Origin of the sequence: Polaromonas sp. YR568 (assembly GCF_943372955.1) — a bacterium.
In the GTDB taxonomy this organism is placed as follows: domain Bacteria; phylum Pseudomonadota; class Gammaproteobacteria; order Burkholderiales; family Burkholderiaceae_C; genus Polaromonas.
The window spans coordinates 1-13,413 of sequence record NZ_CALSAL010000002.1; the positions used below are offsets into that span (position 1 = coordinate 1).

A 13,413-nucleotide genomic window follows, 5' to 3' on the forward strand; every position below is an offset into this window, starting at 1 on the left:
AGGTCGGGGATCGGCGGCGACCATTGGGGTGGGCGCTTGGGGAAACTTGGATCCACGCCGCAGTCGGACGTCCTCTCGCCGAGGCGCCAATCTGGCAGTTTCCTCGCAGCCTCGCGCTCACCCCACATTTCGAAGTATGCGATCCACGAATACTTCTTACCGTACCGGTCCACTTTGTCCTGGTCACGTGCATTCCAGGAGGTGTTTCCGATTTCGCGATCAGAATTCTTAAAGCGCTCCTGGCGATACCCCAAGTCGAACATGCGACGTTTGATCTTCGAGAGAACCTGCACGTGGCCCGGATGCTTGTCGTCGTAGTTCGAGCGCTGCGGGATCAAGCGCCCAATCGTGTAGTTGCCGAAGTCCATCTGGATCGCATGACCGATGGCGTCTTCCACCTTCGGATCAGGTGTGCCGTTGCTCGTGAAAGTCGAAGGCGTGTTCGGATAGGGCGTGGCGAGGTTGCGGCTTGCGGTTATCGGAAGTGCGACGCATTTCGCGCGCTGCGCCATCTCGATGATCCCCAGCGCGTAGTCTCGCATCAGGGTGTGGTGGGTCGCGCACTTCGCACCGGGTGCGAACATCTTGCGGTACAGCGTCTTGGCGAGCGGCCCGAGCACAGGTCGAAACGTCGCAGCGTTTTCAGAGTCCACCAGCGATAAGGTTGTTCCGTAGGCGGCCGCCAGCATCCGTTCCGGCAAATACGGGTCATTGAACGCAAGGCTCGTCTCAAGGTGGCTGAACAGCACGTCGGGAAACCGTTCGCCGATCAATACGAGCGCCTTGGTCGCAATATCGCGGTCAGCGCGGTTGACGGTCGTCAAAACGAGCGAGAGTAGGATGACAAGCTCCTTCGCGGACTGCGGGGTCATGTTCGCCGTGCTCAGCTTCTGTGCCCATGTCAGCAGCCTGTGAATGGTGGGCGATGCGTACCGCCGTCGAAGGTATTCGGACCACTGCAGATCCCGATCCGGCATCGGAAAGCGTGCAAGGAAGTCATACAAGCGCCGGGCGTGGTACGGGTGCTTCGGTTTGGTCGAGACGGCGGCCAGTGCGTCAACTACTCGCTCCCATGCTTGGACCCCTGCGTTCAAATACTGATTGATAACGGCCCGTGTTCCCTCGGTAAACGCCGCCGGATCGCGCCAGAACATCCCTTCGATGAACGGGTCGAAGTACGCATCCAGATTCTGTGCCGGTTTGGGCAGCACGAAGAACAGCTCACGCTCCTTGGCCGGCAGCCGCGTGCCCACACGCTCCGGAAATTCGGTGATCAGTGCCTGTGCCCAGCCTGGCTCTGCGTATTCGCGCTGATAGCGGCTCGCCATCCGAAAGATTCGGGCGAGCGGCGATTTGGCCGAGAAACTGCGCCTGATCGTGGTCGCCGAAGACACGTCGAGGTGCGTCTTCAGCAAGTGCCGCGCGACCAAATGGTCGCTGAAGCGCTGGTAAGGCAGGCGGAAGACCACGCGGGACTTGAACTCGGATCGGGACGAGTACCAAATCGCGTCTTCTTCGATCAGACCATTCGTTCGCAGTGCCTCAAGAAGTTGGCGTCGCTGCGCCGGCTTCAGTGCCGGGTAATTTGCCGCGATGATACGGTCCGCCTCGGCGGGCCGAACATAGCCGCGCAAGTTGACCGCCATACATGGCGCGAATCCGGCGAGGCGCCTGTCAGCGATTTGATCGCTTCCCTTCAGCAGGAACCAGCATCCCTTGGAGTTCAGGCCGAATTCACCTTCGATCGGCTCGCCGACGCGCTTAACGAACGATTCGAGTACAAAGGTCATCCCCTTTTGTCCGGAGGCAATTCCAGCGAATCCCTTGGCCAACTTCTTGCCGGTGAGGTTCTGCAGTGACTGGCAGATCAACTTCAGCGTGAGGGGCCGCGAGAACTCGCGGTCAAGCAGCGGCACCTCGGGCAGCGGAAGGCTGTAATACTCGAAGAAGGCTGCTTGGGCATCGAACTCCTGATCGTCGAATCCAAGGTGCGTCACTTTGTGGAACTTGTCCAAGTTGTTCTGCTCAATCGCGATTGACTCGAACGGTGTCCGGCACGTAACGATCAACCCGACACTTGGGCGCGATGCAACGAGGGATTGAAGGGTGCTGACAGCTTCGCGCCACTCCCGCCGACGACCTTCGTTGACGCCATCCACGATAACGACTGCGCGCTCCCCTCGCTCGTCGGCAAGCGCCTGAAGTTGGTCGAAAATCTCGTCTTCACCGCACCCTGCTTCGATGCGACCGCAAATCTCGGCGACGACACGCCCTTCGAAGTTCTTGGCCAGTACCAAAACGGTGGCTTGGCCTCGCGCGATCCGCATCTGCGTGACGTCACACAGCAGGTGCGTCTTGCCCGTGCCCCACTCGCCGCTGACCAGCAGTCGCGGGTCGAACAGAACCTTGAACGCTGCGCTCTGAACGAATTCTCTTTCGTCTCGCACGACGCCCAAACACCGTCCGATGGAGTTCATGTTGCCGCGGACGGTATTGCGTTCGGAGGAGTAGCCGCCATCCCCGGTAGTCGGCGACAGCTTGGCGTCCTCGGCGCGCCAGTGATCCATATCAGCTTCAAGATCGGATTGAAGGCGCCCAAGTTGCTCAGACCACTCGTCCGCTGCCCGCGCATCCCTCGCACGCAATCGGCTTATGATCAATGGCAAGAATTTGTGCGCCTCGTCCGTCAGCGTTTGAATCTCGTCGCGCCGCTGACTGCAGTTCTTGGCGCTGTCCCAGGCCTTCGAGAACGCCTCCAGGACACCCTCAAAACGCGCGAGCGCCCCCGCGCCGCAAGCGACGTTTTCAATGGCGGTGAAGAGCGATTCGATCCGGAGGTTCGGGGCGTTCGGATCAACGCCTGGTGTGTACCGCTGCCCAGCTTGCTTGATCTGGTCCTTGGAGAGACTTGTCAAGGCTGCCGGGAAAGAAACGTGAGGTGACGACATACCACGACTTTAAGGTAGAGAAGCCCTCATCGGCAGCAGCTCCTCCATGGGAGCGTCTGGCCTGCCATTGACGGAAAACCTGAAGCGCGCCGCGGTGCCGTCTGCAACTCCCACGACCCTTGGCACAAACCAAGGTCATTTGGCGCGGTTTGCAGGGTGACTCAGTGCCCGCATCGGCGCAGTGACCGTTAACTCGGCGCCCTCTGCCGACCGACCGCAATCGTAGCCACAAGTGGTCTTTGGCGAGTGACCGGTATCAGGCAACCGATATGGCAGCCAGATACCGATTCCAAAAGATATAAATTTCAATTCTCGGATAGCTCATCTAGACCTGCTGTGCCCGCTTGCGTTCGCGCAGCTTCATACTAGAAGCTGAAATGTGTCTCCGAAAGCGGGTCAAGTCCGGTATCCGTTATTTCAGGGAAATCTCACATCAAGAAGCTCGTTGGTGGAGCCTCCCAAGCTTAGCCGCGCTTATGAGAGTGAACTTTCGGCATACACATGCTGTTAGATGCCGGCGGGTTGATCCATCGTCAGATGTCCAGTAAATCATCCGAAAAATCTGGGAAAACCCTAGTCCGTTTTTCCGCACATTCGTTGATACTAAATTCATGTACATGTAGTTGTAATTCATGTATGTGAATTTAAAGGTAAATAATGGCAATCACTTCAGACAATCTGCCTATCGTCGGCTTGGGCATTCCATACGAAGAATGGACGATCGGACGCAAGTTTCGAACCGTAGGCCGAACCATCACAGACGCAGACATTACTAATTTCGTTTGCGTCACCGGTATGCTCGAAGTACTGTTTACCAATCTCGACTATCTCGAGAACGAATCCCTGATCAAAGGCCGGTTGGCGCCAGGCGCACTGGTGTATTCCTTTGCTGAGGGCCTGCTCATGCAATCCGTCATGCAGCACACCGGGCTCGCATTTCTGGGCATGGAGCTTAAAGTCAGCAAGCCGGTTCTCGCTGGCGACACCATTCATGTGCGATGCGAAGTTACCCATGCGCGCCCCACATCCAAACCCGGCCGAGGCATCGTTACGGCATTGAATAACGTAACGAACCAGCATGGCGACTGTGTGCTTTCATACACAGCCACTCGCATGGTCAAGCGCTTCGACGGGCAATAAATCAAAAGAAAACCTTCTATTAGCCAATTCCACCACCCTAGGAGACATCACCATGAGACAAATCACAAGAGTACTCGCCAGCATAGGCTTGACCGCGGCTATCGCTACTTCCGCCAGCGCTGCCGATATCGCTATTCCACTGGCAACGTGGGGTGGTACCAATCACATCAACATTCGCCACTTTGTTCCTGCTCTGGAACAAGCCTTCAAAGACACCAAGCCTAACAATCTTGTGCTGCAACACTTTCCGGGCGGTCAGTTGGGCGAAGACAAAGGCATGCCCATCGCCATTCCCACGGGCCAGGTGAAACTCGGCTGGATAACGATTAACGGCTGGACTGGCACCGTTCCCGACACCCGCATCATGGACGCGCCTACCGGGTTGACGATGCAGCAACTCGACCAACTGATCGATGCGCCCAATGGACTGATGAGCGTTCTGCAGAAAAAATTCGAGCAGAAAAATACTGTTCTGGTCGGCATGGCGGACCTTGGCCCACCAGCCATCGCATCGAAGAAGCCGATCAGGTCGCCTGAAGACATGAAGGGCATGAAGGTGCGTGTGTTCTCTGAGGGCCAGGCAGAGGCCGTGAAAGCCTTTGGTGGTTCACCCGTGAATCTGGCGTTTGCCGACATCTACTCCGCCATGCAGTACGGCACCATCGACGCTGCCATCCTGGGCTTCCAGGGCGTCGGCAGCCAGCGAGTCTACGAAGTTGCCAAACACGTGATGGTGCCGGCATCGTTTCTGGGAACGACCATGATGGGGTGGGCCGCCAACAAACCCTGGTTTGAAAGCCTTCCAGAAGGCGACCGCAAGGCATTTCTGAAGTCCATGGATATCGCCAGTCACCAGAACCGCAAAGCCATCGTCGATGAAATCGGCGATCTGACCAAGGACTACGAAAAACGAGGCATGACCGTCACGTTCCTGTCACCAAACCAACCCGAATATCCGAAATGGAAAAATGCCACTGGCCCCTTGCTCAAGAAAATTGCTGACAAGCTCAGTCCCGAAATGAATTCGCAGTTCAAAAACTAAGGAGCCCTCATGGCATCCACGCATGACGAAGCGCCGCAGCAAAAAATAGTCGTCCTGATCGATACGCTAGGCACGGCGGGTGGCGTAATAGCCACCATCGTCATATGGCTGTTGGCGGCCACCGTCACCTACGATGTCGTTCTTCGCAGCATGGGTGCGCCAACGCTATGGGCCTCCGAGGTCAGCATCTACTTGATGCTTGCAGTCGCGTTCCTGGGCGTAGGCGCCACCCAAAGCGTGGATGGCCATTTCCGCATGACTCTTGTTCGCGATATGTGCCCGCGCCCGGTGCGGGCTGCTTTCGATCTATTCAGTCTCGTGGTGTACCTGGGATTCGCCATAGGTTTCACTTACGGGGCCTGGAAGCTGATTTCGTTTTCACTGATGCTGAATCTGAGTACCCCAACCATACTTCAAGTCCCCATGTGGATACTTCAGGTCTTGCTCCTGCTCGGCGGCGTGCTGCTGATACTAGCTAATGTGCGCGACACACTGCGGTTTTTCGCAGAAGGCGCTTCCGCGCGCGATGCCAAAAGTTCTAACGAGGTGATATGACCATGGAATACGCAGTCCTTGGCATCATCGCATTCTTCGTACTCTGCCTGGTATGCAGCGTCCCTGTGTTCGTGGCAATGGGGGCCAGCGCCGTGCTTGGCGGCTTTGTGCTGGGCCGTGACAATCTTTTCCAAGACGCAGCACTGAATGCCTACAACGCACTGAACAGCTTTGTTCTGTTGGCCGTGCCTCTATATATACTGGCCGGCACGCTCTTACAGGAAACAGGCTTATCCAAGCGCTTGTTTGCCTTCGCTGCTGCGCTGGTGTCAAACATACGCGGCGGACTGGGGGTGGCCACCGTCATTGCCTGTGCCATCTTCGCCGCGATTTCCGGTTCCAGCGTAGCCACAGCCGCGACCATAGGGCTTGTCGCCATTCCCATACTGAAACAAAACGGCTACCCGCCCGGTCGGTCAGGTGCGCTAATTGCCGCTGGCGGCACGCTTGGGATTCTTATTCCGCCATCTATTGCGCTGCTGTTGTACGGCGTGCTCACCAATCAGTCGATCGGCGCCCTGTTCGTGGCGGGCGTGATGCCTGGTATAGCGCTGGCCACCCTGATGGCGGTCTACACCATACTGACAAATCCTCGCGACCCCGGAAGTAAAAAGCCCACTGCCCGGGAAATCGGGCAAGCAACTGTGAATGCCGGCCCCATACTGTTGCTGCCCATTCTCATTTTTTACGGAATTTATTCTGGTCTGGCCACCGCCACCGAAGTTGCCGCCTTGGCGGTTGTTTATACCGTTGTCGTCGGTTTTGCATCGCGCACGCTGAATCTTCGGAAGCTATACAAAGCCGGCTTATCGGCCACGCATGCATCTGTAATGATTCTAATGTTGGTGGCATTTGGCGCCCTGCTGACGCATTTTCTTACCGTAACCCGGGTACCCCTACTGCTCACCGAAGTGATCGCCGGCTCAGGGCTAGGCTTCTTTGGTACCTTGACGCTGATGATAGTCTTTTACCTTGTGCTGGGCATGTTCCTGGAGGCTCTCTCCATGATGCTGATCACTATCCCCATCCTATATCCCGTTGCAATGGCTATAGGGATGGACCCGCTGGCCTTCGGCATTTTCGTGGTGCTCGCCATCGAAATAGCACAGATCACGCCCCCTGTGGGTATCAATTTGTTCACGGTGTCGCAAATTGGAAAGGTGCCTTTCGAAAGCATCATCCGGTCCATCGTGCCTTACGTGGTTATGGCCGTGTTGATGATGTACGCCGTTGCCTACTGGCCGGAACTGGCGACGTGGCTTCCACAAACAATGGACTACAAACAATGAACTCCGATATTGCCGAAATGGACAGGGAGGCTCTCTGGCCCGCCTTGGTTGATTCGGTCTACGTTCGCGAACTCCAGTCATTCGCCGATGACCACATAGCTCCACATGCGGCGCACATCGACAAACACGATGTGTATCCGGTAGAGATACTGAAAAAAATGGCCCGGTGCGGCTACAACAACGTTACCTTGCCCAAGCAATACGGCGGACAAGGTTTGTCGTACACCCACGGTGCTGCCGTATTTGAGGAAGTCGGCGCCGCCAGCGCGGCCGTCGGCATCTCTCTAATCACTATTTATCAGGCCCAGAACATGATCAACCTGTTTGGTCTGGAAAGCCTCAAGCAACGCTATCTGCCGGCCTTCGGCCGGGGCCTGTTGTCGTCATATGCACTTACCGAAGCCAGCCATGGCAGCGACATTCGCAAGTTGGATACCAAAGCGCAACTCCAGGGCCATGAATGGGTGATTCAGGGCGAAAAGCATTTCATCACGTCAGCCACGGCTGCTGAACTGTTCGTCATCTTGGCAGAAACGGACGTTGGCGTCTCTGTGTTTGCCATTCCTCGAGACGCGCCAGGCCTTACCATGTACGAGGGCTCCAACTCGGCTACTTTCGGTCTGCGTAATGGCCCACACATGAACGTGCGGCTCGACGCAGTGCGAGTTCCCGCCGATCACCTCATTGGCCAAGAAGGTAAAGGTGTCAGGCAGGCTGTCACCGTGCTGAATTACTCACGTACCTTGGCCGCAGCAATCAGCTTGGGTATCGCACGAGCAGCGTTTGAGGGGGCATTGACATTTGCACGTGATCGCATTGCCTTTGACCAACGCGTATTGAACTTCCAGGGTATTCAATGGTACTTTTCAGACATGCTCACCGACATCGATGGGGCCCGGGTGCTCACCTATCACGCTGCAAGGGCGTTGGACGCCGATGATCAAATTGCGCGCTGGGGTAGCGAAGCGAAGCTTAAAGCATCAACGGTAGCCACTCAAGTTGCCAGCCAATGCGCTCAGATATGCGGCGCCTACGGGATCATGGAAAACGCGCCTTTCGGTCGCTATTTGCGCGATGCCAAGGCGTACGAAGTTGCAGGCGGTTCCAGCGAGATATTAAAAAACACCATCGGCAAGGCGCTGATGCCCATCGCCGGCATTGGACCAAAAGCGAAGGTAAGCGCATGAGCGGCTTGACCATCTGTTCGCGGCTGTACCACCAGGCACAAAAGCACGGGGACAACGCAGCCGTGGTCTTCGACGGCGGCACAATTTCATGGAGTGAACTTCTTGATCACTCGCTTCGCATGTCGTCGATGTTGCGCGCGCAAGGCATCAGACGCGGCGATCGCGTGGCATTGGTGTGCGGGAACCGTCCCACCTTTCTGATCGGATGGTTCGCCATTGCCAACATAGGCGCCATTGCTGTGTCGGTGAACACCGGCCTGATCGGTGAGAGCCTGCGCTACACACTGACGCAAAGCGAGTCGTCGGCAATGATCATCGAATCGAGTTTGCTTGACGAAAAGGCAGCCTACTTGAATGACCTCCCCGGCATTCGTTTCTGCTTCACGCTTGAGTCCGAGGACGATTTGCTGGCGCAGCTTGCCACATTCAGCGCCGATACGGTCTATGAGGGCCATGGTTCTGACCCAGTTAGCATAATTTATACATCGGGTACCACGGGACGCGCGAAAGGGGTGCTTAACTGTCACGAGGCATTCCTGGCCAGTGGGCGTCAGATGGTGCAGTACTTGGGGATCACGGCAGAGGACAGAATCATGGTCTTTCTGCCGCTGTTTCACACTAACCCGCAAATGTATGCCGTAATGTCAGCCTTGGAGACGGGCTGCGCAATCGTGCTACGCCCACGATTCTCGGTAAGCCAATTTTTCAATGATGCTCGACGCTTCGAATGCACTATGTTCACCTATGTGGGTACCGTGCTGTCGATGCTTACGAGTCGCATAAAAGACTCCTGCCTCGACCACCCCATAACACGTTGCATGGGCGGGGGCTGCCCGGCTAGCGTGTGGTCTGCACTGCAGGAACGCTTTGGAATCACGCCTTACGAACTGTACGGAATGACGGAAGTCGGTGGCTGGGTAACCAGTAATAGCATACAGAATTACCGTTACGGCTCGTGTGGTAAAGCCCGCCCCGATGTTTCTGTGCGTGTGGTTGACGCCCACGACAACCCTGTTCCGGCCGGCGTCGCCGGCGAAATTGTGCTCCGCCCGGAGAATCCTTTCATATTTCTGTTGGGCTATTGGAACGACCCCGCGACAACTTGGGAAGGATCGCGCAATTTTTGGTTTCACACCGGCGACATAGGGCTCATTGACGCAGATGGTTATCTGTTTTTCCAGGGCCGGCTCAAGGAAATCATTCGACGCGGCGGCGAGAACATTTCCCCGTTCGAAATCGAGATTGCGTTGCTTGAATATCCGGCCATACGCGACGCCGCCGTTGTACCTATTCCCGACGAGATCTACGGCGAAGAGATCAAGGCGGTGATCGTCAGCGCTGCGCCGCTGTCCCTCGATGATCTGGTGCGTTTCCTGCGCGAGAAAGTTCCTGCGCACATGATTCCGCGCTACCTGCAGCACGTGCAAACCATACCTCGTACCGAAACCCAAAAGATACAGCGGCATCTGCTGGTAAAAGATCAGCGGGGTGTCATTGATCTGACCGCAGAGATCACTCATGTCTGAAACCTCACGCGGCCTTTTTTACCAAACCACTGATATCCGCCCGCCATGGTGCAGCAAAGGCTCGGCCGTGTTCTTTCACCATGGCATCGGCACCAATCACGCCATCTGGAGCGAATGGGTGCCTATCATCGCAGCACGCTACCCTGTCGTGCAGTTCGACATGCGTGGTTTCGGCAACTCCATAGTCCCCGACCAGCCACACCTTTGGTCTTTGCAGGAAATGGTGGATGACGTGTGGGATGTCGTCGACGCGGCAGGCCACCATAGGGTACATCTGGTGGGCGAGTCGTTCGGTGCCACCGTGGTTCTGGCCGCTGCCCTCGCACGCCCCGACCGCGTGGAGTCGCTTCGGATGCTCAACGGCACCTTTAAAGGCCAGGGTCTGGGCGAATTGGACAAGTGGGAGCAGCAGTTTGCCGAGGGCAGCAGTAAAGGCTGGAGCCAGCGCATGATGATCAATCGGTTTCACGCCGACGCCTGTAGTCCCGGGGCTCTTGCCTGGTTTGAGCGCGAACAGTCCAAAACCCTGCCTTGGGTTGCTATTGGTCTGGGCGGAGTCTTGGCGAAACTGAACTTGACGCCACAGCTTCGGAACCTGAAGGCGGCGACAGCTATAGTGCTGCCCGACGCCAGTCCTTTTATATCTATCGAACACGGATACGAATTCGTACGCCACGTAAAACATGCCCAGTTACGCGTCGTAGCGGGCGCTCGCCATGGGCTGCCGTTTTCCCATGCGAAAACGGAGGCGCAAGCCCTTCTAAACTCGCTGGACAGCCTGAACTGAACAAAATAGGCCACAGCTATACTTTTCTGATTTCCTGTAAGCATTTACATAGAGCATCAATGGGCGCTTATGATCGTCAGGCAAGTCCAGAACGTTTTTCAGATCCTTGAGTTGTTCGCCAGCCGGCGTAGCGCGGCCACGCTTACGGAAATTGCTGATCATTTTGGCTGGCCGCGTTCCAGCACATTTAACCTGATTGAAACCCTTTGTAGCAGCGGTTTTCTGTACGAACCCAAGTTTCGGGGTGGTTATTACCCGTCGATGAAGCTGTTGAAGCTGGCCAACGATGCCATAGCGGGAGGGCCGATTTCCGAGCGGCTGCGCGCCTGCATTGCCCACATCGCGCAGCGCACCGATGAAACGGCTGCTCTGTGCGCGCTGTCCGGCCCGCAGACGATCTTTGTCGAAGTTGTGGAGTCCAGCTCTCCCATCCGGTATTTCGCACAAATCGGCCAGCGGGTACCTACGCACACAACGTCAGCTGGTCGAGCTCTTCTCTCCCTGCTACAAAAAAAAGAACGCACAGTCATTTTGCAAAAGTGCGAATGGATACGTTACGCCCCTGAAACAATCATGACCATAGATGCTCTGCACGAAGAGATCGAGCAGTCGCAGAAGCGCGGATGGGCCCAGAACATTAACGGCTTCGAGCCAGATCTGGTCGGCTTGGCTGTGCCAGTCAACCTAGAAGACAGGCAGTTTTCCATGATGGTTGCCGGCCCCTCGTACCGGATGAAAAACCGCATACCCGAGCTGGTTCAAATTCTCAAAGACGAAGTTGCAGGCTATTTGCGCGATCGCACAGAGAACGAGTGAAAAGACCCTCATATCGCCAAATATAGGAGTCACCGTCACAAGCGAACCCTAAAAAGGTTAACCGCCTTGAGGACCATCACTGTCTGAAAAACAGGTGACCCCAAACCGCCAGGAAATTGATGCGCAAGCACCCAGAAGATGTGTCTCGCAGTTTGTGGGTTCAGCCTAGTGTCGCAGTCTTCGGTTGAAGTACCAACTGCCAGTTCACGCAAACAGAGAAAGAAGTTATGCCTGCCTACTTGCCCTTCAATTCTGACGTAATTGCCCCAGCGATGGCATTACCTGTAGGTGCATGTGATTGTCATTTTCATGTTTTTGAGTCGTTTTCAAACTATCCTCTAGCAACGGAGCGTAGCTATACGCCAACCCCGGCGCCGCTCACGGCATACCAAGAGATGGCACGCGCATTGGGATTGAGTCGCGCGGTATTAGTTCATCCCAGCGTGTACGGGTCAGATCACCGCAGCTTTGAAGACACATTGCGCCACAACCGGGATTGGATGCGGGGGGTCGCCGTGGTGTACGCCGATACACCGATTGCCGACATTTCACGGTGGGATGACCTCGGCGCCCGCGGAACACGATGTAATGCACTCTTCGAAGGCGGCGCTGCGGTGCAGGATTTGCCAAGAATCATAGCCAAAGTCAGAGACTTTGGTTGGCATTTGCAGGTGCTGATGGACATCAATAAAGATCCTGATATGGTGGTGAAAATGGCTAGCCTCGGTGTGCCATTGGTGATCGACCACTATGGGCATGTCAACGCAGAGGATGCTATGCAAAGCAAAGGCTTTGGTAACTTACTCGCCCTAGTGCGTGAAGGACGAGCTTGGGTGAAACTTTCAGGAGCCTACCGAATTTCACCGCAGCGAGAGCATTTTGATGATGTAAGACCTTTGACCGAGGCGTTACTCAAAGCTAACTCTGGGCAATTGGTCTGGGGTAGTGACTGGCCCCATCCATCCATTTCAGCCCCCATGCCCAACGATGGGCATTTGATCAATGCGTTGTTGGACTGTTGTAGTCCAGCACAACTGCAGCAGGTGCTAGTAGATAACCCTACGCGCCTTTATTGGAACAGTTAGTTTTACTTCAATCTACCGACCTTATTCAACGAAACACAATTGCCGGCCTTCGAGTCGTGCGACTCAATAACTGCGCACAGCGCCGAACCTTCCCGGGGCGATTCAAGAACGTCTAGTGGCCGGGGCCTCTATACCTTCAGTAAGGCATTTCAGCTATCGAGTCAGTCATGAGTTTAATGGTTGCATCATCCGTATCAACCAAAGGGAATCGCAGGTGCCGAGCACCAGAGATATCGGCATGCCTGAAGGCTCATTGGAAGCCTTACGAGGTATTGCTGAAGCTCTTGAGTCCTGACGTCACAGAGAGTCAATTTCGGCTTTCTGGTAGTCGGTTCGGAATCCTGGAATTCCGCTATGTCTCGTTAAGAGTCGTTCATAGCGATCAATTCCTGGCAGACGCATTGGCTGATTCACTAACTAGTAATGGTCATTACAGGCCAGCTGAACAGGAATTACCGGATTAGTGGTGAGTGATTTCCGGAATACGCAATTTTCACTCCCATCAGCTTACAAAGGATTTTTAATCGACTTTTTTCTTGGAAATCAAACTCACAATCTTTGCAGAGTCGCGTCCTGTTTTCATTAGTCTTTGGTATGCGTCTTTCCATCGCCTTGCATCTTTGAGAGCGTCCTCCTTTTCATAAAAGTCAAGCAGACGCAAGGATCTAGATTTATCAAGGTCAGATTTGAGATTTCTATTTTCCTGCCTTAGCTTTTGCATTACCGCCATTGACGTCGATGGCGCATCTACTACTTTAGACAAGTCGAGAATCTTTTCCCGAACAAGCGGGAATTTGCAGGCATTTAAGGCAATTAGGGTTCTTGAATGCCCGGCCTCCTGAGCAACCGTTGATGCATTGATCTTAAGCTTACCCTCAAGTGCGCGCTGCTTAAGTTCTGCATTAAGCGGGTTTCCAAGCACTAAACGCTCTATGGCGTCATCGAAATCCTGCGCAACGTTTAAACCACGTTTTGTGACTGGGACATTTTTCCTATTTTTTTTTGACATAGACAACTCTTACTCCTTCAGGATGCGTC

At 55.2% G+C, this 13,413-nt stretch carries 11 protein-coding genes; 9 read left to right on the forward strand and 2 right to left on the reverse strand.

Features of this window, described 5'->3' with window-relative positions; translation table 11 throughout:
- Window positions 1-2,948 (reverse strand): hypothetical protein (locus AAG793_RS05940; RefSeq protein WP_341905476.1); only part of this gene is annotated, 2,948 nt, incomplete at its 3' end.
- 657 nt (window positions 2,949-3,605) lie between these two features.
- On the opposite strand from AAG793_RS05940, the gene AAG793_RS05945 reads away from it, so the two are divergent.
- The 9 genes from AAG793_RS05945 (at window position 3,606) to AAG793_RS05985 (ending at window position 12,375) form a co-directional block, all read left to right on the forward strand.
- Window positions 3,606-4,088 carry a MaoC/PaaZ C-terminal domain-containing protein gene (locus AAG793_RS05945; protein WP_341905479.1) on the forward strand — a complete coding sequence of 161 codons (483 nt, stop codon included), beginning with the start codon at window positions 3,606-3,608 and terminating at the stop codon, window positions 4,086-4,088.
- A gap of 52 nt (window positions 4,089-4,140) precedes the next feature.
- Window positions 4,141-5,130 (forward strand): TRAP transporter substrate-binding protein DctP, encoded by a 990-nt coding sequence (gene dctP, locus AAG793_RS05950; protein ID WP_341905483.1) that lies wholly within the window; start codon window positions 4,141-4,143, stop codon window positions 5,128-5,130.
- Between the two features lie 9 nt (window positions 5,131-5,139).
- Entirely contained in the window at window positions 5,140-5,685 is a 546-nt protein-coding gene (locus AAG793_RS05955) for a TRAP transporter small permease (protein ID WP_341905486.1), read from the forward strand.
- On the forward strand, window positions 5,682-6,974 hold the full coding sequence (locus AAG793_RS05960; protein ID WP_341905489.1) for a TRAP transporter large permease: 1,293 nt from the start codon (window positions 5,682-5,684) through the stop codon (window positions 6,972-6,974). Before AAG793_RS05955 ends, AAG793_RS05960 begins: the two co-directional genes overlap by 4 nt.
- Window positions 6,971-8,161 carry an acyl-CoA dehydrogenase family protein gene (locus AAG793_RS05965; RefSeq protein ID WP_341905492.1) on the forward strand — a complete coding sequence of 397 codons (1,191 nt, stop codon included), beginning with the start codon at window positions 6,971-6,973 and terminating at the stop codon, window positions 8,159-8,161. Before AAG793_RS05960 ends, AAG793_RS05965 begins: the two co-directional genes overlap by 4 nt.
- Window positions 8,158-9,687: an AMP-binding protein gene (locus AAG793_RS05970; RefSeq protein WP_341905495.1), complete on the forward strand. Its 1,530-nt coding sequence runs from the start codon at window positions 8,158-8,160 to the stop codon at window positions 9,685-9,687. Before AAG793_RS05965 ends, AAG793_RS05970 begins: the two co-directional genes overlap by 4 nt.
- Window positions 9,680-10,474, forward strand: coding sequence for an alpha/beta hydrolase (locus AAG793_RS05975; protein WP_341905498.1), 795 nt, complete (start codon window positions 9,680-9,682; stop codon window positions 10,472-10,474). The genes AAG793_RS05970 and AAG793_RS05975 overlap by 8 nt, the downstream gene beginning before the upstream one ends.
- Window positions 10,475-10,543: 69 nt before the next feature.
- Window positions 10,544-11,290, forward strand: coding sequence for an IclR family transcriptional regulator (locus tag AAG793_RS05980; RefSeq protein ID WP_341905502.1), 747 nt, complete (start codon window positions 10,544-10,546; stop codon window positions 11,288-11,290).
- A gap of 227 nt (window positions 11,291-11,517) precedes the next feature.
- Window positions 11,518-12,375, forward strand: coding sequence for an amidohydrolase family protein (locus AAG793_RS05985; protein ID WP_341905504.1), 858 nt, complete (start codon window positions 11,518-11,520; stop codon window positions 12,373-12,375).
- 520 nt (window positions 12,376-12,895) lie between these two features.
- Here AAG793_RS05985 and AAG793_RS05990 read toward each other — a convergent pair.
- Window positions 12,896-13,384: a hypothetical protein gene (locus AAG793_RS05990; protein ID WP_341905507.1), complete on the reverse strand. Its 489-nt coding sequence runs from the start codon at window positions 13,382-13,384 to the stop codon at window positions 12,896-12,898.
- Between the last annotated feature and the right edge of the window lie 29 nt (window positions 13,385-13,413).